The following is a 21,188-nucleotide window of genomic DNA, read 5'->3' as shown; positions in this document are numbered from 1 at the left end:
TCTTATTGGCTCTACAAAGCCCGTATTTCCGCCATTCCCGCTCCTCCTCCCCTTCCAAGACGCCCGATAAGGGCGTGACCGCCTTCAGGCAGCGGTAGGATTGGGCTTTTCGGCGCTGGCGCGGATCGGAACGGGCCGGCGTATCCGATCGAGTTCCTGCACAAGTTGCGAGTTACGGCGTTCGAGCCGCTCCGCGCGCTGCTCGGCTTCGACAGCGCGTTTCAGCAGGCAGGCATTATGTGTCGCGAGGGCGATGTTCTTGGCTATCGCGTCATGAAGAGTGGCGCGTGCGCGATATGCGTCGCCGGTGGCCGTTTCAGAGGCGCCCTCACGTTGCGATTGAAGCTCGCGCAGGGCGTTGAGAACGTCGGCATGGTGCGTATAGATGATGTTGCGGCCGACCCCGGCTGCTCGTGCGAGGCCGGCGACCGTTGGCGCGGCGGACGGGTCTTTGGCGAGGGCGCCAAGGGCTTCTCGCAGGCGTGCATTGGTGTTCGCCCGGCGACGGGCCTGCGGTGTGGATAGGCCAGAATCAGACGTCACCGGCATTTCCTTCGTCGAGCTGATCGAGGATACAGCGAGATTCCCTGATGCGGGCTTCGGCAAGTGCTCGGCTCTCGCGATCGAGGTCATCGCGCTGGATCAATGCGGTGTTTCGCTTAAGGCGCGCTTCCCAGACCGGCCTATGCCGGTCGGTCACGGCGAAGTTGGCGCAAGTCGAGCAGGTGCTTTGTGTGCGAAGCACCGGGTTCGGCTCGCGCTCGCCGCCGAGGCAAGCGGAGGTCTCCCGGCGGTAGAGGCAGTAGCCCCAGTCGCACACGCCGAGGCGCATATCCGTTTCGGCGAGGATCTCGGTGATATAGCCATCGACGTCGCCCGACCGCGTGCGCCCGCGGAACGGCGATCGCTCGGACAGCATGACACCCGCCTTCCCGGCGACGTTCGGCGCCAGGAGTAGGTCTTCCAGCGCTTTGCGGGTTTCTTCGGCGGCCTGGTCGTCGATCAGCTCGGCAAGCTCGAAGTCTGTGCCCACATAGGCCCGGTCGGTCATCGCGCGGTGGACATGGCCGAGATGGCGTTGCAGCGCCGTCAGGCCGGTGCGGTCACGCCGCCCGATGAACCGCGAGAACGTCTTGCGGCCCTGATAGGTGGTCAGGTGCCAGGTGCCGCCTTGGTGTTCCGGCAAAGCAAGGAACGGCGCAAGTCGTTCGTTCAAGCGGATATTGACCATGGATGATCGCAGTCGGGCGACGGGCATCATGGTCGGAAGCGGCGAGCGTCCCCGGCCGAGCTGGTTTAGCCAGAGGTTCCTCTTCCCGCTAAGTTCGCGAAGCGGTGCGGAGAGACGTTCGAGGATGTGGATCGCCCGCTGGACCGGCTCGGGCGCAAGCCAGCGATGGATGTCACCATGTTCCGTCAGCGACGTCTTCGTGATCGTGCCGACCAGATAGACGTGCTCCTCGCCGTCTCCATCGGCCGCGCGCCGTTCGTGGCACCCCTCCTCAAGCCTGAGTATTTCGGAGGCTCTCGCGCCAACGAGATAGGCGATGACGACGAAGCAGGCGTCGGCAAGGCGATCGAGCATGAACCTCAGGCGGCGCAGCGGCCATTCCGGATTCGGATACAGATCCGCGTAGGGGCATGGCTCAGCCAACATGGCGCGTCTGATATGCCAGTGGAGCCTTCGCCCCTGATGCTGTGGTCGGAACTGCTCATACAGATCTCCGAGACGGTCGCGCAGCGCGAGTATCTGGTCCGCTGGGTCACCGAGCAGTTCCATAGCGCCGCTGATGAGAGGCACGGCGATCTCGTCGGGCGTATAGGGATGGCCGCCATAAGGTTTCCAGTGCCGCTTCCCAACCGAACCGGCGCGAGGCGGCGCCATCAGCGGCGCGTCGTCCAGCTTGTGGCGCTGCATGTGGAACGTGCGGATCGTGCCGAGATAGCCTTCGGCGGTGCTGAGGGAGAGCCGTGAAGCGTTCCTGCCGGGACGAGCGCGCAACATGGCCACGAACCGGTCGACGGCGTCTTGATCGAGATCCTTGAAGCATCGGACGTTCTCGGCTGCCATCCATCGAACGAGGAAGCGGATGTGGCTGAAGTGGCCATCGACCGTTTCCTTGCGAAGTGGCATCCGCTCTTCGGGCGGATCGGCCCGCAGCGAGAGCAGGAACAGTTCGGCGGCGTGCCGAAGCGGCGTCCACCGATCGTCTCCGAACCGACTCCCGTCCGGCATTTCGAAGCCCCAGTTGAACGTCGTGGCGGCGGGGACGCCTTCGTTTCCGAGCAATGGCGCCGGAAGCTGGGTAGGCGTGGATGTCGGGACGGCGGCCATGAGGCTATTCTAGGTCCGGCAGCGGCGGCAAGGCGGGTATGTGCCGTTCCGCGTCCGGCATCATTTCGGGCGGGAACGCCGGCAGCAGGTCTTTTGTCAGCACCCGGAGGCTGGGCTCATAGAAGAGGCTGAACCGGATCGGGTCGATGCGTTCCCGCGCCGCTTGAAGATGCCTGGTGGCCTGGACGATGCGCGCCAGATGATCCGGGTTGATCGGGACGATCAGGCCCGGACAGGCAAGGCAGCCTCCCAGTTTCGGGCACACGCGGCCAGGCCGTGCCTGCCCGCCGTCGACAGGACGAAGGCAGTCATGGCCGAACAGCGCTGTTACCCGGGCGCTGGTATCCGGCCCTTGATGTTGTGAGTTATGGGAAGGCGTTTCGCCAGTGACCCATGTGATCATCAGCAACTGGAGCCGCACGATCGTATCGCGTTCGAGGCGGCGGACGGCCTCGCCGTCGACATAGATGTCGGTGGTGGCGACATTCGCATGATTGAGGACCGCTTTGGCCGCCATGATATCGCCCTGCGACGCTGTGTAATGGGCGCTTGCCATGCTGCTGCGGAACAGCTTGGGCGAGAAGTCTGGAAGCAGGGAGCGGGACTTGCCGGGATGCGCTTCGTTCCAGGAAGCGATCGCGCCATTGTGCCGCTCGTAGAAGCGCAACATTGCCGATCGCAACGTGGCCTGCACGATATGACCGGCGCGATGCTCACGCTCGATGCGTCCTGTCGTCATGAGGAAGCGGTGGAGGAACAGTCGGTCGCGTTTGGACGGCTCCACATGCGGCAATAGGGGTGCCGTCATCGCAAGCAGCTTTTCGATCAGGCGCGGCGCCGCATAGGGTCGGCGATTGTCGAACGAGCGCCGTTGCATGCGCTTCACCTTACCGCCGGCGCGGGGTTTCACCCACTCGACCATGACGCGATGCCGCTCGAGCGGATGCGGCACGAGGCAGTCCCGCTTGATCTGGCGCAGCGGGCCGGCATTGGCCGCCGTCTGGATCAGCAGCACGATATAGAACGCAACCAGCGTGTCGGTCGTGAGGTGGAGATAACCCTCGAGCTCGCGGAACCCGCCTACCTCGGCGATCCTCTGCCGATCGGGCTTATTAAGGTCCAAGCCTCGGTCGGTCGGCAGGATGCCGTGGCCAAGGCGGTAGAGCTTCCAGATCCAGCGATCCCGTTCGGCGGTCCGGCCGCCATGAAGCAGCACATTCGGAAGACCAACAATAGCTTGCCCGTGCTGGAACTTGTCCCACGCAGTGTCGATCTCGGCATAGCAGACTGCCAGCAGGGCGCGCATTGCGGCAGGTGTCAGGCGGTCTTGCGGTAGCCGCTGGACGCCAGCGAGCGGGATCGCATTGTTGGGAACGGCGAAGCCCGGTGCGAACAAGCCTGGATTGTCCGCGATCGCGCGCTTGAGGACCGGCCGGATCATACCGAGCTGACCGGATTGTGAGCGGACGCCGCGCCTGCGCCCGTTGGTGGGCATCGCCAGCCAGGTGATGAACCGGCGGATCGTTGCCGTGTCGAGGTCTGCCGCGCGCCTGACACGCGCGTCTTCGCGCAGGAACCTCCCGAACACGCGCAGCGCGAACCAGTGCGCGGTGCGGGTCGCGGGGCTGGATGCTACATCATGATCGCGGAAAGCCCGGGCGATGGCGGCGTTGATATCGTCCGGCATTCCAAACAGCGCCGGGTCGAAGCTTTGGACGATCTTGCCCCATTCGTCGCGGAACTGGATTTCGGCGACCTGCGCCGGATGGTTCGCCGGTGCCGGATCGAGTCTCAGCGTCCGATCGAGGCGGCCCCTAGCCATCGGCGGGGATCAGCTCGCCATAAAGATAGGCGAGGCTTTCGCTCAGATCGCGCTCGTGCAGTTCGACGCAGCGCAGATAAATCGCGGTGGTTGTGATCGAAGCATGGCCCAGCAGCACCTGCACGACCTTGAGCGGGTTGAGATCGGGATTGGTGCGGGCCTGGATCTGAAGGCGGGCTAGCATCGCCATCGCGAAGGTGTGCCGCAGGCAGTGCAGTGTGCCCAGAAGTCCCGCGACCGCGAACGCTTCCGCGAGCTGCGCCGTCAGGAGTTTTCGCGTCATAGCGCGACCATGCTCGTTCAGCAGGAGATTGGGCGGCGCGCGATAGCCCCGGTCGGAACGGCGGATACGGCGGACGATCCGGCCGCGATCCTCGCCCACATACCAGTGCGTATGATCGAGCAGCCGAAGCGGCGGATAGACTGTCCTTGGCCGGTCTCCCTTGGTGATATGGAGCGGCACGCCGACAAGTGGATCGCTGTCGAGGTCGAGTGGCCAGCTATCCGGGATTTGGTCGACAGCGAGCGCGCAAAGCTCCTTGCGGCGCAGTCCCGCCCCGAGCGCCCATTGAGCGGCAAGTCGGGCGGTAGGCCTCAGATGCGCGAATAGCCGTGCCAGTTCGTCGGCGCGCAGCGGTCGCGGCAGTTTTTCCGGGCGTGAGACGATCAGTTCGTTGACCTGGCGCCGCTGCAAACCTGGGCGATAGGCGCCGTCGAGCATCAGCGTCATCTTCTCGGTCAACCAAAACGGGCAGTGGTCGATCAGCTTTCGATCTAGGGCCCAGCTATAAAAGCGGCAGACGGTCGAGACGCGCGCGTTGATCGTGGTCCGGGCATAGGGCCGCCCGGTATGCGTGCTGGAATTCTCCAGCATCCGGTTGCGATAGGCGGCGATGACGCGTTCGTCGGCCTCGCGCCATTCGATCCCCGATTGTTCGAGCGAGTCGAACCAGTCGTGGAGATGCTCACCATAGGTTCGCACGGTTTCGGAAGCATGGGCGCGGCCATTGAGTTCGGCATGCTCCATGAGCCAAACGAAAGCTGGCTCGATAATCGCCATGTCGGCGTCGAACAGAATCGGGAAGCCAGCGGGGACATTGGGCACGCCAGAGGCAGCCCGAATCACTGATACCACGGGCCATCTCCCTCGCCCGCACAGGTGCGATTTCGAAAGTAGCGCAACATGCTCGATTTGGCCGACGCATTTCGATGGAATGGGCGCTTTCCTCGCCATGCCGAAGGGTGTCGCTTCGACCAGCCTACCCCAAGCACTCACCGCGCCTGCTGACACCTGGCGTCCGCCTTGATATGAGTGGACGATGATCGAGGGGGGAAGCGGTGGCGCGTCGGGTATTCTTTAGCTTTCACTATGACCGTGACGTTCGACGGGTCGTGCAAGTCCGCAATTCCTGGGTGGTTCGTCCAGGTGGCGAAGCGCAGCCTTTCTATGACAAGGCAGAGTTCGAAGAGGCAAAAAGACGCGCGGGCGGCATAGAAAAATGGATCGAAGAGCAGCTCAAAGGCACGTCCGTGACTGTGGTGCTGTTCGGCGCAGAGACGTATGATCGCGAATGGGTCCGGCACGAGATCAAGAGAAGTTACGAGCTTGGGAAAGGCCTATTGGCCATCGACATCCATAGCGTAAAAGATCCGCAACTTGGAACTGATCGACAGGGGACCAACCCTCTCAGTTATTTTACAATAAAGCAGAATGGCCGAGATATTCCGCTGTCGAACCTATACGGGACATATGATTGGGTCCGGGATAACGGCTATGCCAACATGCCGGCTTGGATCGAAACTGCGGCAAAAGCGGCCGGTCGCTGACACCAATGAGTATCTATGAACTGGCCATACTTGGTGCGGCAACGCCAGAGGAGCGTGCAACACTGACAGCGACGCTCACGGATATCGTTTCCGACTTCGGATTGACGTTGGGGGACGATGTAGTTGTGCATAATGCGGCAACGCTGGGTGAGCGGCACAAGCCAGCAGCATTCGCGTGTGCGTATTTTGGAGGAAATGCCCAGCAAGATCTCGAAGCGGCCCAAGACCTGATCCGGGCCAGTGCGCCCATCATTCCAACGATTGCCGCTGGCGCAGACTTCAATGCTCACATCCCCCCGCTTCTCCAGCCCATCAATGGGCTAACGCGGCGCGCTGACGATCCAAATATGACTGAACTCGCGTCAGCAATGCTGGAATGCGTGGGCTTACTTCGTCGACAGCGACGGGTTTTTGTGAGCTATCGGCGCGTGGAATCCCGAGCAGCAGCGTTGCAACTTCACGATCTCCTTGCGTCCCGCGGATTCGACGTATTCTTGGACACGCACGACATTAGGCCCGGCGATCCGTTCCAAGATGTGCTTTGGCATAGGCTCGTCGATTCTGATGTTATGGTTATGCTCGACACGCCTACCTATTTCGATAGCCGCTGGACTCGACAGGAAATAGGAAGAGCGCGCGCGAAAGAGATCCAGGTCCTTCGTGTAATTTGGCCTGAGCATACGCCAAACAAGCTGACCGATCTTGCAGAGACTATATATCTTGATCCAGAGGAACTCGAGGGGCCAGATGGCCCAATAGTAGCCAAAACGGCGGATACAATCGTCCTGGAGGTCGAGCGGCTACGAAGCCGGAGCATCGCATCTCGATATATGTCGATTACCGGCAAACTTCGCGCTGACGTCGAGAAAATTGGTGCGTCAGTGGAAGGCGTCGGCGCACATCGGGCCGTCGCCGTGCGGTTGCTGGACGGCGAAAAGATCTGGGCATATCCGATCGTCGGAATCCCCACGGCTGAAATTTTGAACGATGTGGCCGATAAGGCGCGACGAGCGGAACAGCAGGAGATACCGGTACTGGTCTACGATCATATCGGCATCCGTGATGCATGGAATGCTCATCTCCGATGGCTTGGGGAGCATATTCGCGCGGTCCGCACGATTAAAGTTTCCGAAGCCGGATGGGCTCTTGCGGCATGGGAGAACTGACCATGACTGAGGCCATTTTTCTTTCGGCAGGCGTGCCGGATCCGAAGCGAGGCCCACAATATGCGGCGACCGCTGACAGTGTCGCGATTACAGCCGCAGTCTCCGCTTTGGTGCACGTCACGCTAGGACGCAGGCTGCTTGTTTGGGGTGGTCAACCCGCAATAACACCAATGATCTGGGTGGTCTCGCAAGACATAGGAATAAATTACGGACACTGGGTCCGGCTCTACCAGTCTCGCCATTTCAAGGACGAGTATCCCGAGGATAATGAGCGGTTCAACAACGTGGTTTATACGGACGAGATTGAGAAGGATCGGGAGAAGAGCTTGCTGGCCATGCGCGAGCGTATGTTTTCCGAACACAAGTTCAAAGCGGCAGTTTTCATTGGGGGTATGGGCGGGATTGTACAGGAATATGAAATGTTTCGACGCCTGCAACCGGACGCTGCAGTGATTCCAGTAGTCTCCACGGGCGGCGCGACGCTTGAAGTTGGGGCGCAGGTTGAATCTCTATCGCCCGACCTAGCGGAAGACCGGGACTATGTTGCGTTATTTCACCGCCACCTTGACGTTTCCGTCCGAGAGGAGCGCTTCGAAAGTCCAACTCTCCAACCGGATGTCGTTGAGAAGCGATTTTGGCAACCCCCTGCCACTGCTTAAACGGGACGGGAACTCGTTATTCACCAGCCAGCCACTCGCTAAGCTCGGTAGCTGTGTTCCTTTTCTCGTCGAGGACCATCCAGACGCGCTTTTGATGACCCTGTAGATCCCCCCAGACGATGCGGCGGTATAATCCCAGATACTCCCACGACGCCCATGCCTGCTCATGCGCGCTGTCGGATGCCGGGAACAGCGCGATCTTCGTCAACCCTTTATACCCATCCGCGACGCCCAACTCCCAGGGCACCCAACGACTGTCCTTGCTGTTCTTGCTTGCAAGAAGGACAAAGCGCTTGGTCTGACGAATACGGCTCTTTAACAGCCCTGCCGTTTCCTCCGTCGTGTATGGGGGCATTTCCGGGTCGATTTCATCGACATAAACCTTGGCGCCGTGCCCTTCTAATACACGAATGGCGCCAACGACGAGATCATCGTCCTTGCTTGAGTGCGAAAGAAATGTAGCACCCGACAGCGCCCGAGAAGAAGCAGATTTCCTGAGGTTTACCTGCTCGTTGATGTTCAATTTGCCAGCGAAATTACGAAGCTCGGATTTGGTAATATATTCTATCATTCTTGCCGCCCGCTCTTAATTCCGCGCAAAATCTCCGATTCTCTGCACTTCAGTTATTTGCTCGGATCGCAATGGCCTCTTCAATCCAAGTCTCGATCCCATTCTTAATCGAGTCATAGGCGGCTTTGCTATCTGCTCCGGAAGGAGAGACGAGCTTCACTATGGAAGAAAGCTTCTTCCCTGTATTGGCGTAGCCTATTTCATCAAATGGATTGCTGCCTGCCACGCACGAGTTCCCATCGTGACCAAGAAGTTTGTTTATCCGGATACCCACCACGCCTTTGCCTGCGTCCCAACCTTTGACGATCTCGCGGATCACCCATGGCCGGTTCGCTGTTTCCGAACCGACGAGCACCACCACGCAACTCTTGCCGTACATGTTGTCATCGATCCATTTTTCGATGGAGGCTTTGCCCTTCCGCTTGACCTCCTCCCAAGCATTCGCAGTGCAAAGAGTCTGCCCTTCGAGGGCTCCGATGTTACGCACCTGCTGAGTACGCCAAAAATCGTTCGCGAAGTGAAAACTGAAGAAACGCGCCGCGCCATAAGGCCCCCTTTTGTTCTCCGACCTTCTACAGAGGCGGCCATCGTTCCGCTAGAGAAATCGATTCGGAAACGAATGGCTTGAATAACAAGCGCGGCATTTTTGTGCGGCGCCTCATGCGACGCTTAAGCGTCGCTGCGCGACGCGAGGGACGGGCCGACCACCGCCAGCTCTTTGGGTTAGCGCGGCGGTCGGCCCGTCCCTCATCGCGCGCAAAGGAGACAGTTTCAATGGGTAGACCTAAGCTGCACGAATGACGCCCCAGCGAGATGCTCGGCAGCGTCGCGTTGGTGAGGACGTTGGCGAGCAGGTCGTAATAGGGCGGCCAATGCTTGAAGCGGCGCGGCGTGTAGCGCACCGTTTCGTAAGGGATGCCGCGGGCGGCCATCCAGGCGGCGATCATCTGCTTATAGGCGTAGGTTTCGGGCTTCTCGACGCCCGGGTCGCCGGTCAGGACGAGGTCGGGCGGGGTGCCGCGGCTCTCCAGCTCGACGAGCAGCGCGGTGCTGTCAACGCCGATGCCATAGGCGAGCACGACCGGCGCTGGTTCGGCGACGCGGATATAGTCGATGTCGCGGGGTTGGGCGGCCAGCATGGGGTGCTCCGTTCTCGCGCAGTCCATCTGCGCGCCGAACGCCCTCCCCCTCTCCTCCCAGTCACTTGTCGCCGATGTCGCGACGTCAGTCGGCGTCCTGCAGGCTGGACTCACGATCGTAGAGATCGAGATGGACTCCGATCGCGGCCGCCTCGGAGGTGGTCAGATCGTGATGGTCGTCGCTGGTATCGGCGCTGGCCATTTCGATCACCGGATGAACCGACACGATCTCGCCGGTCGGCAGGCGAAAGAGGTTCGGCAGTCCCTCGACCGGCTGGGTTCCGACGGGCACCTCGAAACTTCCGTGGATTTCGAAATCGACATGCATCACAATGCTCCTGCTTACGCGATGGATAACCGCGGGGCCGCGTGGCGAGATGGCGGCAAGGATGAGCGCGGAGAGGTCTCCCTGAAGGGCACGAAACCGGGCGATCGCTCGCGCCGGAACCGTAACTCTACGTAGCGCTACCGTGTGGTTCGCGGTGTACGAAACGATGCCGGAATCGATGGATCGCCGGCATCCCGGACCTCGAACCTCGGAACGCGCAGACCATGGAGACCAAGCTGATGAGTGACATAGCCGATCAGGTGACCGAGCTTGTGGCGGATCAGCTCGGTGCCGATCGCGAGAAGGTGGTTCCCGATGCCCATTTCATCGACGATCTGGGCGCCGACAGCCTCGACGTCGTCGAGCTCGTCATGCGGATCGAGGAGGAGTTCGGGGTCTCGATACCAGACGCCGACGCGGAGACGATTCAGACCGTCGGCGAGGCGATTGCCTATCTCGAGAAAGCCAAGGCCTGAGACCAGGGTCCCGCGCTAGAATCACGCCGCCGGGAGGATCCTAGGATAGGGAAGCCTCGGCAGCGTCAGGCCACGTCGACGCGCATCGCGGGTGAGCTCGAAGCAGTAGGTGTAGAGTCCCGCGTGCCGGTGTCGGGTCAGCAGTTGTTCGGTCTGCAAGCGCTGGAGCCACGCGGCAGGATCCTCGCGGAGGCCTGGACCGGGAAGGCCGAGCCGGACCAGCTGGTCGATCGCGCCGTCCATGCCGCGCTCGCGCAGCCTGATCTTCGAAAGCGTGCGATCGGAGATGGTGCGGGTGCCGGCACGAAGCACGATGCGCGGCCGCGTGGTACCCCGGTGCGCGCCGGACAAGGCGGCATAGACGCGGCCGATATGGCCTGCTTCGGGGTCGCTATAGGACACGACGGCCTCGATCCCGGGCCGGGCCTGGCGCAGCAGCCGGAAGGCGCGCGCGCAAAAGAAGCTCTCGCCATTTTGCGGGACACTGTCGAGCAGGATCAGCCGGGCGAGCACTGTGCCACTGGCAGGGTCGGTGAACCCGGTGTGGCGAGCGATGACGGCAGCGGTCGCGGGCACGGCGAAGACGGCGACGCCTTCGAGCCGCGCGCAGCGCCCGAAGAGGCCGACGGCGACCTGTGCCGCGGGATAAGTGGGCAGATAGTGATGCTCGGCGATAAAGGCGCGCGCCAGGCCGTGATCGATGATGTCGACGCAATAGGCTCGGGGATTGATGAGGCGGAAATCGGTGGCCCAGAGGGCGCGCCGTTCCCGCCAGCGCTGGCTGCGCGATGTGTCCATGCCGGCCTCGGAGATGAGGGGGTGTCGGGGGTCAGGCTGTGCTAAAACCCACGGAGCGGGCAAGCCTGTCCGGCGATCCTGAAGCCGTTTCACGGGCAAATGGCGTTGGCCGAGAGCGACCAACGCCCGAAATTAGCCGGCCGTCTGTTGAAAACCGGGGTGCAGCCGGGAAGCGGAGTGGCGAATCTAAAGCGCCGGCTTTGGAATGGCCACCGTTTCTGGAGTCGGCTTCCTGCCGTGCATGAACGCCTGGACCATGAACCATGCGAACGCGAAGACGCCGAATGCGAACACGACATCGCCGGGCACCCTTGCCCAGACCAGCGCCTGCATGATCGGGCTATGGATGAACTCCGCTGAGCGCGCATAGGCATAGCCGTGCTCGATGCTGGCATAAGTTTGCAGGATGCCCTGCGGGAGCAGCGACAGGAAGGTCATCATTCCAAGGCCGATATTGAGCGACCAGAAGGAGATCCTGATCCATTTCAGGTTCCATCGCGTGACGTCGGTCAATCCACGCATGCAATAGAGCGTGAGCCCCAGGCCGAGCATGCCATAGACGCCGAACAGCGCGGCGTGGCCATGGTTCGCCGTCGTGTTCAACCCCTGCATGTAATAGAGCGCGATCGGTGGGTTGATGAGGAAGCCGAACAGGCCGGCGCCGACCAGATTCCAGAACAGGACGGCGGCGAAAAACATGAACGGCCAGTGGTAAATCCGTTCCCACTCGGCTTCATGCTCGACCTTGTGCCGCGTATAGGCTTCGAAGCCGACCACCAGCAGCGGCACCACTTCCAACGCCGAAATCATCGCGCCGACCGCGATCACCGACGTCGGCGTCCCGCTGAAATACAGGTGATGGAAGGTCCCGAGCACCCCGCCGAACAGGAAGATGATCGTTGCGAACAACACCATCACGGTGGCGGTGGAGGTTCGCAGGATGCCCATCTGGACGAACAGCAGCGAGATGATGGCCGTGGCGAAGACTTCGAAAATGCCCTCGACCCACAAATGCACCACCCACCAGCGCCAATATTCCATGATGGCGATGTTCGTATGCTGGCCCCACATCAGCCCCGCGCCGTAGAGCAGCCCGATGGCGAGCGCTGACACCAGCACGAGATAGATGAGGGACTTTCCGCCCTCCCGTCGCAGCACGGGCCAGAGCGCGCGCACTACCAGCGCCACCCAGAGGAACAGGCCAATCAGGAGGTAGATCTGCCAGAAGCGGCCGAGATCGACATATTCATAGCCCTGATGCCCGAACCAGAAATTCGCCGTCAGACTGGTGAAGAAGCGGTGGACGGCCGCCCATTGCCCGGCAAAGGAGCCGATGACGATGACCAGCAGGCTAACGAACAGGAAATTGACGCCGAGCCGCTGGAACTTGGGGTCGCGTCCCCCGAGCATCGGCGCGACATAGAGCCCGGTCGCCAGCCATGCCGTGGCGATCCACAGCACCGCGAGTTGCGTGTGCCATGTGCGGGTGATCGTGTAGGGAAGATATTCTGCAAAAGGCAGGCCATAGAGCCCTTGTCCCTCGACCGCATAATGAGCGGTGACAATGCCCAGCAGCACCTGCCCCACGAACAACGCGCAGACGACCCAGAAATATTTCGCGGTAGCCCGCATCGACGGTGTGATTACGGCCTGTCCCAGAAGATCAGAGGTCGCCATGCCGCCCTCGGGCAGGATGTCGCCGCGCCAGACGTCGAACTGCTTGGCGTAATAGGCGATGAGTGCGCCTGCCGCTGCAAGCAGCAGGATGACCGAAGCAAGGCTCCACAACAGAGTGCCGGTGGTTGGGCTATTGCCCACCAGGGGTTCGTGCGGCCAGTTGCTGGTATAAGTGATGTTCTGGCCCGGACGATCGGTGGTCGCCCCCCAGGCCGTCCAGAAATAGAAGGCGGTAAGCTGCCGGGCTTCCGCGGCCGACAGCTCGCCATAGACCGGGAAGGCATAGTCGCGGCGGAGCTTAAGCGAGGCAGGATCGCCGCCATCGTACAGGCTGACGAAATGCTGCTGCACCTGCCGAATTGCGCGCGCGCGGGTGTCGCTGACCGTGATAGCGCCGGACGCGGGGTCATAGCTGTTCCTGCGCATTTCCTCTTGCAGCGCGGCCTTTCGCATCGCTTCCGCCTGCGTGGGGGACACGCCCGCGGGGAGCGGAGTGGCCGATAGGGCGAGCAGTGCCTCCGCCTCGCGGTGCAGCCAGTCGGCGCTCCAGTCGGGCGCCAGATAGCTGCCATGGCCCCAGATCGAGCCCTGCTCCATGCCGCCGATCGACTGCCAGATATTCTGGCCGGTCTCGATGTCCGCGCGCGTGAACAATGTCTCGCCGCTTTGGGACTTCACTGCTTCGGGAATGGGCGGCGCCTGCTGGTAGATCTGCTGCCCGAGCAACAGTAGGATTCCGAACATGACCACCATGCCGACCGACAGGATGATCCACAGCCTTTTGATGCTGAATGTCGTTTGATAGCTCTTCATGCCCCAAACCCCCTCTGTTCAGAATAGTCCGTGACTACCGCCTACCGCGCCCAAAATTGTTATGATGCTGACTGCAAGTAATAACTGATGCAGCCGGATCATTCGAGCGAAATCCGCCTCTGGTGACTGTGTATTGCCGAGGCGGCGATGGAGATGCAGCGGCTCGATGACGAACAACATCAGCGCAAACACGGTCCAGAGCGCGACCATCAGGTGCATCCACCAGAACCGGCCGTCGAGGAAGCGGCTCCACAGATCGGCGCGCGCCACCAGCCACAGGCCACTTGCGCCGGCAAGTAGAACCCACACGCGTGCCTGCCAGGCAAAGCGCGCCTCCATCTGCTGAAAACGGCGCAAGCGATCCTGCGGCAGTTCCGTTGCCTTAAGCGTCGGCATCAGCACCCAGGTGACGAAACCGACGCCGCCTATCCAGAACAGGACCGCGATGACATGCACCGTGCGAGCAAGGGCGAAGTCATCCACGGTCCGCGTCTTCGACAAGCTCTGGGCGTTCCCGGTAGAACTCGACCTGCATCGTCATGGGGCCGAGCGGAACGACATGATGGGTTGCTTGCGGCGGGATGATCGCGGGCCTGTCGGGCGTCACGAGCTGCTCGCTCGGCGGATCGACGAAAACGAGCCGCACTTCGCCCTCCAGCATCCGCAGGAGGCCCCAGGTGCCTGCTTTGGTGCGATGATCGTTGCGCAGCGCGTCGGGTAGGCTTTGCTCATCGAAGATCGGCGATGCGCCGTAGGGGACCGGTGTCACGACGCGGCCCTCGCGGAAATGGCGGCCAGACCGCCCCGGTCGATCTTGATGCCGGTCAGCAAGCTCTCGCCAATGCGTTGCGCCGCTTCGCCAAACCGGTCCGCGACCGCTGCGTTCGGCGCGATACGGTCAAGCGTCTGGTCCCAAAGCGACTGCCAGCGCGCGAAATGCGCCTCATCAAGCTCGCCGATCGCGATATGCTTGCGCATCGGATTGCCGCTGAACCGACCGGATTCGAGCATGATCGAGGCCCAGAAATCCTTCATCCGCGTCAAATGATGCGGCCAGTCGCCGATGCGTTCAGCAAAGATCGGACCGAGCATGTCGTCCTGCCGGACGGTGTCGTAGAACCTCTCCACGAGCCGCGAGATGAAAGCATCATCGATCCCGCAGGCGAGCGCATCCGCCATCTTGCGCGCCCGCGCCTGCTCGGCATGGTTCGACGTCATTGCCTGCCTCGACTCGATTAAGATGAATTTCCTATGCATGGTTTACGCGCCTTGGCGGATAAAACCAATATATGATATGCATCTTTTATGAGATTGTCCGTCCAGACCGACTATGCCCTTCGCACATTGATGTTCCTGGCCGTGAAGGACGGCCACCATTCGATCGCCGAGATCGCACACGCATATGGCATCTCGAAGAACCATCTGATGAAAGTGGCGCAGCGACTGGCCGCGGAGGGATTTGTCGAGGGTGTGCGGGGCCGGAGCGGGGGCCTCAAGCTCACGCGGCCCGCCAATGCCCTGAACGTCGGTTCGATCATGCGCATCATGGAAGACACCGGGACATTCGTCGAATGCTTCGACGCGGCGACCAACAGCTGCGTCGTGACGCCCGCATGCGGCTTGCGCCATGCCTTGGCAGGCGCGCTGGAAGCTTTCGCGCGACACCTCGATCAGTTCACCATCGCCGATCTCGTACCGGATTCCAAAAGCTACGGGTGGCAGCTCGACGCGCAAGCGGCCACTGCTTCGACGTAACGGAGAACCCGGCGCTTCTGACCTGATCCTTCTCGGAAGCCCGCAACATCTGTAATGAGTTATTACGCCACCTGGCGCAGATGTTCAAAGCCAATAACAAGCTTTTACTCATGAACCTGTCAGTGTAGAATCCAATTATCTTCCCATCTTCCGCGCCGGGGTGTGCATGAGTTTTATTGAGGGACTCGCGCGAGATCAGGTCAGCCTGCTTCCTCCTTGTGTTGATGACTATGTTTCCCCGGACGCATTGGTCCGAGTCGTCGATGCTTTTGTTACCAGCTTGAACTTGGCTGAGCTTGGCTTCGGTCGCGCTATCGCTGCGGTCACCGGCCGCCCTGGATACCATCCAGGCGATATGCTCCGGCTGTACATCTGGGGCTATCTCAACCAGGTTCGGTCCTCACGCCAATTGGAACGAGCGTGTGTCCGCGACCTCGAAGCGCTTTGGCTAATGCGCCGGCTTGCCCCCGATTACCGAACGATCGCCTCCTTTCGTCATGACAATCCGGAAGCCATTGTCGGCGCCAGCGCTGCATTCATCCAGTTCTGCCGCGAAACCGGCTTGATCAGCGGTCGATTGGTCGCGCTGGACGGGACGAAGATGCGCGCGGTCGCGAGCTCAAAGAACATCGCTGGCGCCGACCGGCTTGCCCGTGACGTTGCGCACACCGAAAAGGAGATCGCCTACTACCTTGAGCGGCTCGACATCATAGATGAGGCAGTGGACCAGGGGTTCGACGATCAGCCCAAACATCGGGAGGCGTTCACCACTGCGATCGAGACCCTCGGGCGCCGCAAGGACAGGCTCGTGCGCCGGCAGGACATCCTGAAGGATCGCGACGAGACGGCTTTGGTCTTTGGCGAGTCCGACGCGCGGCCGATGGGCTATGGACGTTCTCCCAAGACACCCTGCTACAACATGCAAAGCGTGGTCGATGTAGATAGCGGCCTGATCATACATCACGACGTGACCAACGAGGCAAACGACAGCCAGCTCCTGCATCCAATGTCAATGGCGACGATGGAGGTGCTTGAGGTTGACGAGCTCAAAGTCCTGGCCGACGGCGGTTACTCCAACGCCCAGGCGGTCGCGCAATGCGAGCGCGACCATATTGAGGTCGCGGCGCCGATCAAACGCGGTGCCATGAGCACCGATTTTTTCCGGCCAGCGCAGTTCGTGTATGATGAGGAGACCGACACAATCCGGTGCCCCGCCGGCAAGACGTTGAGACCATCCGGCAAACATACCCGCAACCGTGCGATCCGATATAGAACGTCTGCATGCAAAGACTGTCGGCTGAAGAGCCGATGCACGTCCGGCGCCCAACGGACCATCCATCGGTTGTTCGACCAGGCGGCGCTGGATCGTATGGAGGCCAGAATCTACGCGGATCCGAGCTTGATGGTGACCCGCCGATGTACTGTAGAGCACCCCTTCGGCACGATTAAACGGATGTCCGGCGGCGGAAGGTTCCTCACGCGAGGTCTCAGAGCGGTAAAGGCCGAAGCGGCTCTCTCGATTGTCGCCTTCAACATCCTCCATGCAGTAAATGCCTTCGGTGCCGAGCGACTGACGCCAGCGGGGTGAGGCGCGCGTCGCGGTGCTGGCGGCGGCGGATTAGACGAATGAGTTTTTGCACAGCCTGGGGTGCTTCGCCCCCCAACTTGTCATCCCGACCCATTCCCTCTTCTTTCCTGTGATCGCGCAATTATTTCGGGCTCGGAGATGTTGCCGGTATCGCCGCCGCCGATAACCGTTTCGGCAAGTCCTTTGGGAGAGGCGAACGACGTTTTAAGGGCCTGCGTGCTTCACAAGGCGCCGCGATCCCGGTAGCGAGTGCGCGTCCGGGGCTTTCCTGACTTCGAAGAAAGCAGATCAACATGACCGACGCGTCCGAAACCGACAGCACGCTGATTACCCTGACCGCCGACATCGTCGCCGCGCATGTGACGAACAACAGCGTGTCGGTATCGGATCTTCCAGCCCTGATCAGGAATGTTCACGAGGCACTGAGCGGTCTTGGCAAGACCGATGCACCAGCGGAAACGAGGCAGGAACCCGCCGTTTCTGTGCGCGCTTCGATCAAGCCCGACTACATCGTGTGCCTCGAAGACGGCAAGAAGCTGAAGATGCTCAAGCGTCACCTGATGACGCACTATCAGATGACGCCGGCCGACTATCGCACGAAGTGGAACCTTCCGGCGGACTATCCGATGGTCGCGCCCAACTATGCCGAACAGCGGCGCACGCTCGCCAAGAGCATCGGGCTCGGACGCAAGCCCAGGACGGCCTCGGCTCCAGCAAAGGTTACCAAGGGGGCGCCCGCTCGGCGTGGCCGCCCGAAGGGTGGCGAGGATCAGCCCCCGAAATAGGCAACTGGCGGCCGTCAGGCCGCCTGGGCGGGCTTTTCGGCAAGGCAGATCTGGTTGCGGCCGCCCTGCTTGGCCGCGTAGAGCGCCTCATCGGCGGCCTTGAGCGCGGATCGTGGATCGGGAAAGTCGAACACGTCGGCGACACCGGCGGAGAAAGTGATCTGCCCGAAGGGTTCGTCGGTCTTGCGGTTGACCAGCTTGCGGTCCGCGAGATTTTCGCGGACATCGTCGAGGCGCGATCTGGCCTCGCTGAGGGTCGCGCCGCGAAAGAGCATGACGAACTCTTCGCCGGCATGGCGAGCCACATGGCAATTGTCGCCGGAGATCTCCGAAAGCATTTCGGCGATGAGCCGCAGGACCCGGTCGCCGGCGTCGTGGCCATGGGTGTCGTTGACCAGCTTGAAATGGTCGATGTCGCAGAAGGCGACGACGAGCGCGTCTAGCGCGGCCCTGGCCTCCTTGTGCTCGCGATCGAGCACGGTTTCGAAGGCGCGGCGATTGGGCAGGCCGGTGAGATGGTCGACCTCGGCGTCGCGCTTGGCTTTTTCGAGGTTGCGGCGCAGCGTCTTCGCCTCGTCCTCGCTGCGACGCATGTCCGCCTCGAGGTGACGGGTGCGTTCGAGCATCGCCTTGGCGAGATCGGCAAGGCTCGAAATGATGTGGCCGGTTTCCTGGACCTGAACCAGTTCGGCGACGTGCTGCTCGAGTTCGTCGCTATAGTCCGAGGTGGCGCTTCGAGCGGCGGTCGTGTTCTTCGAGAAATTCTCCAGCGTCGTCTCGAGCTTGGTCATCAGGAATTCGATTCCGTCATGCTTGTCGACCACCTGGTCGGCGGCGGTGACCTCATCGAGCCACTGCTGGGTAATCCCTATGCCGGAGGCGACTTGATGCGCGATCTGGCGGGCCAAGCCCGGATTGGATCCGGAGAAGGCCCCATGCGCGGCCATCAGATTATTCGGCGTGATGTCGAGCTCGTAGGCAAGCAGGAATGACCCGATCTCGTCGAGCAGATGCGCGCGTGCCTGCTGGAATATGTTGGTGGCGGGATTGCCGCCGCGCCCTGCCGCCGCGGCGCCGGTCTTGTCCCCAGCGCGCGAACCGCGAAAGCCGAGCCAGCCGAGCAACGAGCCTGATGAACTGTCTGTGGTCACTGTCCCCCCTTGAACGCGTAACTGAATGCCCCCCGGTCAGCATCGCTCCTTGCGATATTGCTGGGGTGTCATGCCGATGGATTGCAGAAAGGCGCGGCGAAAGACGCCGGCATTCGCGAAGCCGACCGCCTGGCCGATCGCCCCGATGCCCGGCCCGTCCCTATGTGCCAGCAGGGCTCGTGCGCGGTCGATCCGCCGGCCGGTGACGAAGCGGTAAGGCCCCAGCCCGGTCGTCGCCTTGAACGCGCGCGAGAAGTGCGATCGGCTGAGGCCGGCCGCGCCGGCCAGTTCGTCGAGGCTGATCGGCCTGTGGAGATTGGCGCCGACATAGTCGGTCACCCGGCCCAATTGGGTCTTGGTCAACTGACCCAGCGTCGCGGGCTGTTCGACCCCGAGTATCTCGATTGCGGCCGTCAGGCAGAGCGCCTCGGCATAGAGGCTGTCGGCATCGGGGGAAGAGACGACGTCCTTGATCTTGTTCATGGTCGCGCAGAGCGCAGCGTTGCGCGCATAGGCGAAGGGGCGCGGGTCGAGCCGTGCATATCGCGCGTCGAGGCCGTCGGCCGCCTGTTCCGGCTCAAAATAGAAAGCTGTGAAGCTGTTCGGGCCGGGGCGCGGCTTGGCCCAGCCCGCGAGGGTGCAGCCGCGCGGCGCGTATGTGAGCGTGTCGCGGAGATCGGTCCGGCGCACGGGCGACAGGCCATCGATGTAGAGTTCGCCGTCGTCGAGCCGCATGTCGTGGAGGGCGAGATAGTGGGTCGCACCGAGCGTCCGGAACTCATAGGGCTCGTCGGAATCGAGCACGATCCGCTCGGCCCGAAACCCGCGCCAGGAGCGCGGTTCCGGGCTCACGGGTCGCCGGTGCGACCGCGTGAAATCAAGCTGAAGCGTGTCCTTGGAATTCATGCGGCCCCATAGCGCGATTATTGCGGAAAGCTACAAAAATTGCGGCCAAAGTGAGCACTATTGAACATAGTGGCGGGCAAGTCGGAGGGTGTTTCGAGCAGCGTTACAGGCCGGTATTCACACGAGCGTCAGGACGTGACGCGGGTCTTTCACCGGGATGCGCAGGAAGCTGACGCCGTTGGCATCCGCCTTTGGAAAGCGGCCGGCCCGAATGTTGACCTGGATCGAAGGGAGGAGCAGCCGGGGCACCGCCAGGGTGGCATCGCGCGCCTCGCGCATCGCGACAAATGCGTCTTCATCGACGCCGTCGTGAACATGGACGTTGGCCCGGCGTTGCTCGCCAACCGTCGTCTCCCAACGATAGTCGTCGCGGCCGGGCGCCTTATAGTCGTGGCACATGAACAGGCGGGTTTGGTCGGGGAGGGTCAGCACGCGGCGGATCGAGCGAAAGAGGGTGCGGGCATCGCCGCCGGGAAAATCGGCGCGCGCCGTGCCATAGTCCGGCATGAACAGCGTGTCGCCGACGAACAGGTTGGGGCCGATCCGATAGGCGAGATCGGCAGGCGTATGGCCGGGGACGTGGAGCACCTCGATGGTGAGATCGCCGACGGCGAAGGTTTCGCCGTCGCGCAGCAGCCGGTCGAAGTCGCGACCGTCCGGGACGAGATCGTCCAGTGCGAAGACCGGCCGGAAGATATGCTGGACGTCGCGGATATGCTCGCCGATTCCGACCCACGCGCCGGTGCGGGCCTTGATGAAAGGCGCCGCCGAGAGATGATCGGCATGCGCGTGGGTCTCGAGCACCGCGATGATCCGCCAGCCCTTCTCATGCACTCGATCGAGAATCCGCTGGGCCGATCGGACATCGCCCTCCCCGCTCGCCATGTCGAAATCGAGCACCGGATCGATCACGGCAGCCATGCCGGTCCCGGAGTCGGCCACGAGATAGCTGACCGTGTTGGTCGCCTCGTCGAAAAAGGCTTCGATGACGGGATCGACGTGCATTCGGACCTCCATTAGCTGTTGCTAATATATAAGCATCTGCTACATTAGCAACTCCTAATGGAGTGAGCTGCGATGCTGAAAGCGCCGATGGATCTCGCCAGCTTCGAGCGAAAGGCGGAGGGCGTAGCCAATGTGCTGAAGGCGATCGGCAACGGTCGCCGGCTCATGGTCCTATGCAAGCTCGTCGAGCATGACGAGCGGACCGTCGGCGATCTGGCGGTCGATGTCGGGCTGTCGCAGTCCGCGCTGTCCCAACATCTCGCGAGGATGCGCGACGAGGGGTTGGTGAGCTTCCGGCGCGAGAGCCAGACGCTCTGGTACCGGATCGCCGATCCGCGCGTCCAGGCGCTGCTCGCGAGCCTCTACGACCTATATTGCAAGGAGTGA

23 protein-coding genes and 1 pseudogene are annotated in these 21,188 nt (G+C 61.9%); 8 read left to right on the top strand and 16 right to left on the bottom strand.

The genetic code is table 11. The features are described 5' to 3' along the window. Positions 1 to 84 precede the first annotated feature (84 nt). The 4 genes from L3X40_RS12405 to L3X40_RS12390 are packed head-to-tail and all read right to left on the bottom strand — an operon-like array spanning position 85 to position 5,292. Complete coding sequence (locus L3X40_RS12405; protein WP_237365930.1) at positions 85 to 549, bottom strand: hypothetical protein; 465 nt, start codon at positions 547 to 549, stop codon at positions 85 to 87. Further along, a complete protein-coding gene (locus tag L3X40_RS12400; protein WP_237365929.1) occupies positions 533 to 2,335 on the bottom strand; it encodes an integrase in 1,803 nt (600 codons plus the stop codon). Before L3X40_RS12400 ends, L3X40_RS12405 begins: the two co-directional genes overlap by 17 nt. A gap of 4 nt (positions 2,336 to 2,339) precedes the next feature. Continuing rightward, on the bottom strand, positions 2,340 to 4,157 hold the full coding sequence (locus tag L3X40_RS12395) for a site-specific integrase (protein WP_237365928.1): 1,818 nt from the start codon (positions 4,155 to 4,157) through the stop codon (positions 2,340 to 2,342). Beyond that, complete coding sequence (locus L3X40_RS12390; RefSeq protein WP_237365927.1) at positions 4,150 to 5,292, bottom strand: tyrosine-type recombinase/integrase; 1,143 nt, start codon at positions 5,290 to 5,292, stop codon at positions 4,150 to 4,152. The genes L3X40_RS12395 and L3X40_RS12390 overlap by 8 nt, the downstream gene beginning before the upstream one ends. Before the next feature lie 203 nt (positions 5,293 to 5,495). Here L3X40_RS12390 and L3X40_RS12385 point away from each other — a divergent pair, with 203 nt between their 5' ends. Genes L3X40_RS12385 through L3X40_RS12375 form a run of 3 tightly spaced genes read left to right on the top strand, consistent with a single transcriptional unit; the run spans position 5,496 to position 7,809 of the window. Continuing rightward, the gene (locus L3X40_RS12385; RefSeq protein ID WP_020819452.1) at positions 5,496 to 5,984 is read left to right on the top strand and encodes a TIR domain-containing protein; all 489 of its coding nucleotides are present in this window, start codon (positions 5,496 to 5,498) and stop codon (positions 5,982 to 5,984) included. Between the two features lie 5 nt (positions 5,985 to 5,989). Then, positions 5,990 to 7,150 carry a toll/interleukin-1 receptor domain-containing protein gene (locus tag L3X40_RS12380; RefSeq protein ID WP_048939387.1) on the top strand — a complete coding sequence of 387 codons (1,161 nt, stop codon included), beginning with the start codon at positions 5,990 to 5,992 and terminating at the stop codon, positions 7,148 to 7,150. Between the two features lie 2 nt (positions 7,151 to 7,152). Beyond that, complete coding sequence (locus L3X40_RS12375) at positions 7,153 to 7,809, top strand: SLOG domain-containing protein (RefSeq protein ID WP_048939386.1); 657 nt, start codon at positions 7,153 to 7,155, stop codon at positions 7,807 to 7,809. A gap of 16 nt (positions 7,810 to 7,825) precedes the next feature. Here the strand turns inward: L3X40_RS12375 and L3X40_RS12370 are convergent, their stop codons facing one another. From L3X40_RS12370 to L3X40_RS12355, 4 genes and pseudogenes are all read right to left on the bottom strand, one after another. After that, complete coding sequence (locus L3X40_RS12370) at positions 7,826 to 8,380, bottom strand: toll/interleukin-1 receptor domain-containing protein (protein WP_048939385.1); 555 nt, start codon at positions 8,378 to 8,380, stop codon at positions 7,826 to 7,828. Between the two features lie 49 nt (positions 8,381 to 8,429). After that, positions 8,430 to 8,867 (bottom strand): TIR domain-containing protein, encoded by a 438-nt coding sequence (locus L3X40_RS12365; RefSeq protein WP_125964271.1) that lies wholly within the window; start codon positions 8,865 to 8,867, stop codon positions 8,430 to 8,432. A gap of 298 nt (positions 8,868 to 9,165) precedes the next feature. Continuing rightward, positions 9,166 to 9,519, bottom strand: a pseudogene (locus tag L3X40_RS12360) (hypothetical protein); the annotation flags it as partial. Positions 9,520 to 9,604: 85 nt separating this feature from the next. After that, positions 9,605 to 9,847: a hypothetical protein gene (locus L3X40_RS12355; RefSeq protein WP_107396138.1), complete on the bottom strand. Its 243-nt coding sequence runs from the start codon at positions 9,845 to 9,847 to the stop codon at positions 9,605 to 9,607. Positions 9,848 to 10,086: 239 nt separating this feature from the next. Here L3X40_RS12355 and L3X40_RS12350 point away from each other — a divergent pair, with 239 nt between their 5' ends. Next, positions 10,087 to 10,323 (top strand): acyl carrier protein, encoded by a 237-nt coding sequence (locus L3X40_RS12350; protein ID WP_107396191.1) that lies wholly within the window; start codon positions 10,087 to 10,089, stop codon positions 10,321 to 10,323. Positions 10,324 to 10,344: 21 nt separating this feature from the next. Here the strand turns inward: L3X40_RS12350 and L3X40_RS12345 are convergent, their stop codons facing one another. The 5 genes from L3X40_RS12345 to L3X40_RS12325 form a co-directional block, all read right to left on the bottom strand. Next, the gene (locus tag L3X40_RS12345) at positions 10,345 to 11,121 is read right to left on the bottom strand and encodes a Mom family adenine methylcarbamoylation protein (RefSeq protein ID WP_237365926.1); all 777 of its coding nucleotides are present in this window, start codon (positions 11,119 to 11,121) and stop codon (positions 10,345 to 10,347) included. Between the two features lie 186 nt (positions 11,122 to 11,307). After that, the gene (locus tag L3X40_RS12340; protein ID WP_124810493.1) at positions 11,308 to 13,611 is read right to left on the bottom strand and encodes a nitric-oxide reductase large subunit; all 2,304 of its coding nucleotides are present in this window, start codon (positions 13,609 to 13,611) and stop codon (positions 11,308 to 11,310) included. Between the two features lie 18 nt (positions 13,612 to 13,629). Continuing rightward, positions 13,630 to 14,094, bottom strand: coding sequence for a hypothetical protein (locus L3X40_RS12335; protein ID WP_107396190.1), 465 nt, complete (start codon positions 14,092 to 14,094; stop codon positions 13,630 to 13,632). After that, on the bottom strand, positions 14,087 to 14,380 hold the full coding sequence (locus L3X40_RS12330) for a DUF1971 domain-containing protein (protein ID WP_012115018.1): 294 nt from the start codon (positions 14,378 to 14,380) through the stop codon (positions 14,087 to 14,089). Before L3X40_RS12330 ends, L3X40_RS12335 begins: the two co-directional genes overlap by 8 nt. Then, positions 14,377 to 14,829, bottom strand: a complete 453-nt coding sequence (locus tag L3X40_RS12325; protein WP_107396135.1) for a group III truncated hemoglobin — start codon at positions 14,827 to 14,829, stop codon at positions 14,377 to 14,379. Before L3X40_RS12325 ends, L3X40_RS12330 begins: the two co-directional genes overlap by 4 nt. A gap of 87 nt (positions 14,830 to 14,916) precedes the next feature. On the opposite strand from L3X40_RS12325, the gene L3X40_RS12320 reads away from it, so the two are divergent. The 3 genes from L3X40_RS12320 to L3X40_RS12310 all read left to right on the top strand — a co-directional run bounded on the left by L3X40_RS12320 (position 14,917) and on the right by L3X40_RS12310 (position 17,739). Further along, positions 14,917 to 15,366 (top strand): RrF2 family transcriptional regulator, encoded by a 450-nt coding sequence (locus tag L3X40_RS12320; RefSeq protein ID WP_107396134.1) that lies wholly within the window; start codon positions 14,917 to 14,919, stop codon positions 15,364 to 15,366. A 166-nt stretch (positions 15,367 to 15,532) separates the two neighbouring features. Further along, positions 15,533 to 16,954 carry an IS1182 family transposase gene (locus L3X40_RS12315; RefSeq protein WP_124810494.1) on the top strand — a complete coding sequence of 474 codons (1,422 nt, stop codon included), beginning with the start codon at positions 15,533 to 15,535 and terminating at the stop codon, positions 16,952 to 16,954. A 293-nt stretch (positions 16,955 to 17,247) separates the two neighbouring features. After that, positions 17,248 to 17,739, top strand: coding sequence for a MucR family transcriptional regulator (locus tag L3X40_RS12310; RefSeq protein ID WP_107396132.1), 492 nt, complete (start codon positions 17,248 to 17,250; stop codon positions 17,737 to 17,739). A gap of 14 nt (positions 17,740 to 17,753) precedes the next feature. On the opposite strand, the gene L3X40_RS12305 is transcribed toward L3X40_RS12310, so the two are convergent. The 3 genes from L3X40_RS12305 to L3X40_RS12295 all read right to left on the bottom strand — a co-directional run bounded on the left by L3X40_RS12305 (position 17,754) and on the right by L3X40_RS12295 (position 20,801). Beyond that, on the bottom strand, positions 17,754 to 18,890 hold the full coding sequence (locus L3X40_RS12305; RefSeq protein ID WP_237365925.1) for a GGDEF domain-containing protein: 1,137 nt from the start codon (positions 18,888 to 18,890) through the stop codon (positions 17,754 to 17,756). Positions 18,891 to 18,926: 36 nt separating this feature from the next. Further along, positions 18,927 to 19,796 carry a helix-turn-helix domain-containing protein gene (locus L3X40_RS12300; RefSeq protein WP_107396247.1) on the bottom strand — a complete coding sequence of 290 codons (870 nt, stop codon included), beginning with the start codon at positions 19,794 to 19,796 and terminating at the stop codon, positions 18,927 to 18,929. Positions 19,797 to 19,913: 117 nt separating this feature from the next. After that, entirely contained in the window at positions 19,914 to 20,801 is an 888-nt protein-coding gene (locus L3X40_RS12295) for an MBL fold metallo-hydrolase (RefSeq protein WP_107396246.1), read from the bottom strand. A 72-nt stretch (positions 20,802 to 20,873) separates the two neighbouring features. On the opposite strand from L3X40_RS12295, the gene L3X40_RS12290 reads away from it, so the two are divergent. Further along, entirely contained in the window at positions 20,874 to 21,188 is a 315-nt protein-coding gene (locus L3X40_RS12290) for an ArsR/SmtB family transcription factor (protein ID WP_107396245.1), read from the top strand.

The organism is Rhizorhapis sp. SPR117 (assembly GCF_021742065.1).
This window is presented reverse-complemented; position numbering and strand designations above follow the sequence as displayed.

Bases quoted from the DNA above. Each gene is read 5' to 3' on its own strand.
- L3X40_RS12315 (WP_124810494.1), top strand. From the start codon at position 15,533: ATGAGTTTTATTGAGGGACTCGCGCGAGATCAGGTCAGCCTGCTTCCT.
- L3X40_RS12340 (WP_124810493.1), bottom strand. From the start codon at position 13,611: ATGAAGAGCTATCAAACGACATTCAGCATCAAAAGGCTGTGGATCATC.
- L3X40_RS12405 (WP_237365930.1), bottom strand. From the start codon at position 549: ATGCCGGTGACGTCTGATTCTGGCCTATCCACACCGCAGGCCCGTCGC.
- L3X40_RS12295 (WP_107396246.1), bottom strand. From the start codon at position 20,801: ATGCACGTCGATCCCGTCATCGAAGCCTTTTTCGACGAGGCGACCAAC.
- L3X40_RS12300 (WP_107396247.1), bottom strand. From the start codon at position 19,796: ATGAATTCCAAGGACACGCTTCAGCTTGATTTCACGCGGTCGCACCGG.
- L3X40_RS12375 (WP_048939386.1), top strand. From the start codon at position 7,153: ATGACTGAGGCCATTTTTCTTTCGGCAGGCGTGCCGGATCCGAAGCGA.
- L3X40_RS12345 (WP_237365926.1), bottom strand. From the start codon at position 11,121: ATGGACACATCGCGCAGCCAGCGCTGGCGGGAACGGCGCGCCCTCTGG.
- L3X40_RS12290 (WP_107396245.1), top strand. From the start codon at position 20,874: ATGCTGAAAGCGCCGATGGATCTCGCCAGCTTCGAGCGAAAGGCGGAG.
- L3X40_RS12380 (WP_048939387.1), top strand. From the start codon at position 5,990: ATGAGTATCTATGAACTGGCCATACTTGGTGCGGCAACGCCAGAGGAG.
- L3X40_RS12400 (WP_237365929.1), bottom strand. From the start codon at position 2,335: ATGGCCGCCGTCCCGACATCCACGCCTACCCAGCTTCCGGCGCCATTG.
- L3X40_RS12350 (WP_107396191.1), top strand. From the start codon at position 10,087: ATGAGTGACATAGCCGATCAGGTGACCGAGCTTGTGGCGGATCAGCTC.
- L3X40_RS12370 (WP_048939385.1), bottom strand. From the start codon at position 8,380: ATGATAGAATATATTACCAAATCCGAGCTTCGTAATTTCGCTGGCAAA.
- L3X40_RS12355 (WP_107396138.1), bottom strand. From the start codon at position 9,847: ATGCATGTCGATTTCGAAATCCACGGAAGTTTCGAGGTGCCCGTCGGA.
- L3X40_RS12325 (WP_107396135.1), bottom strand. From the start codon at position 14,829: ATGACGTCGAACCATGCCGAGCAGGCGCGGGCGCGCAAGATGGCGGAT.
- L3X40_RS12310 (WP_107396132.1), top strand. From the start codon at position 17,248: ATGACCGACGCGTCCGAAACCGACAGCACGCTGATTACCCTGACCGCC.
- L3X40_RS12395 (WP_237365928.1), bottom strand. From the start codon at position 4,157: ATGGCTAGGGGCCGCCTCGATCGGACGCTGAGACTCGATCCGGCACCG.
- L3X40_RS12320 (WP_107396134.1), top strand. From the start codon at position 14,917: ATGAGATTGTCCGTCCAGACCGACTATGCCCTTCGCACATTGATGTTC.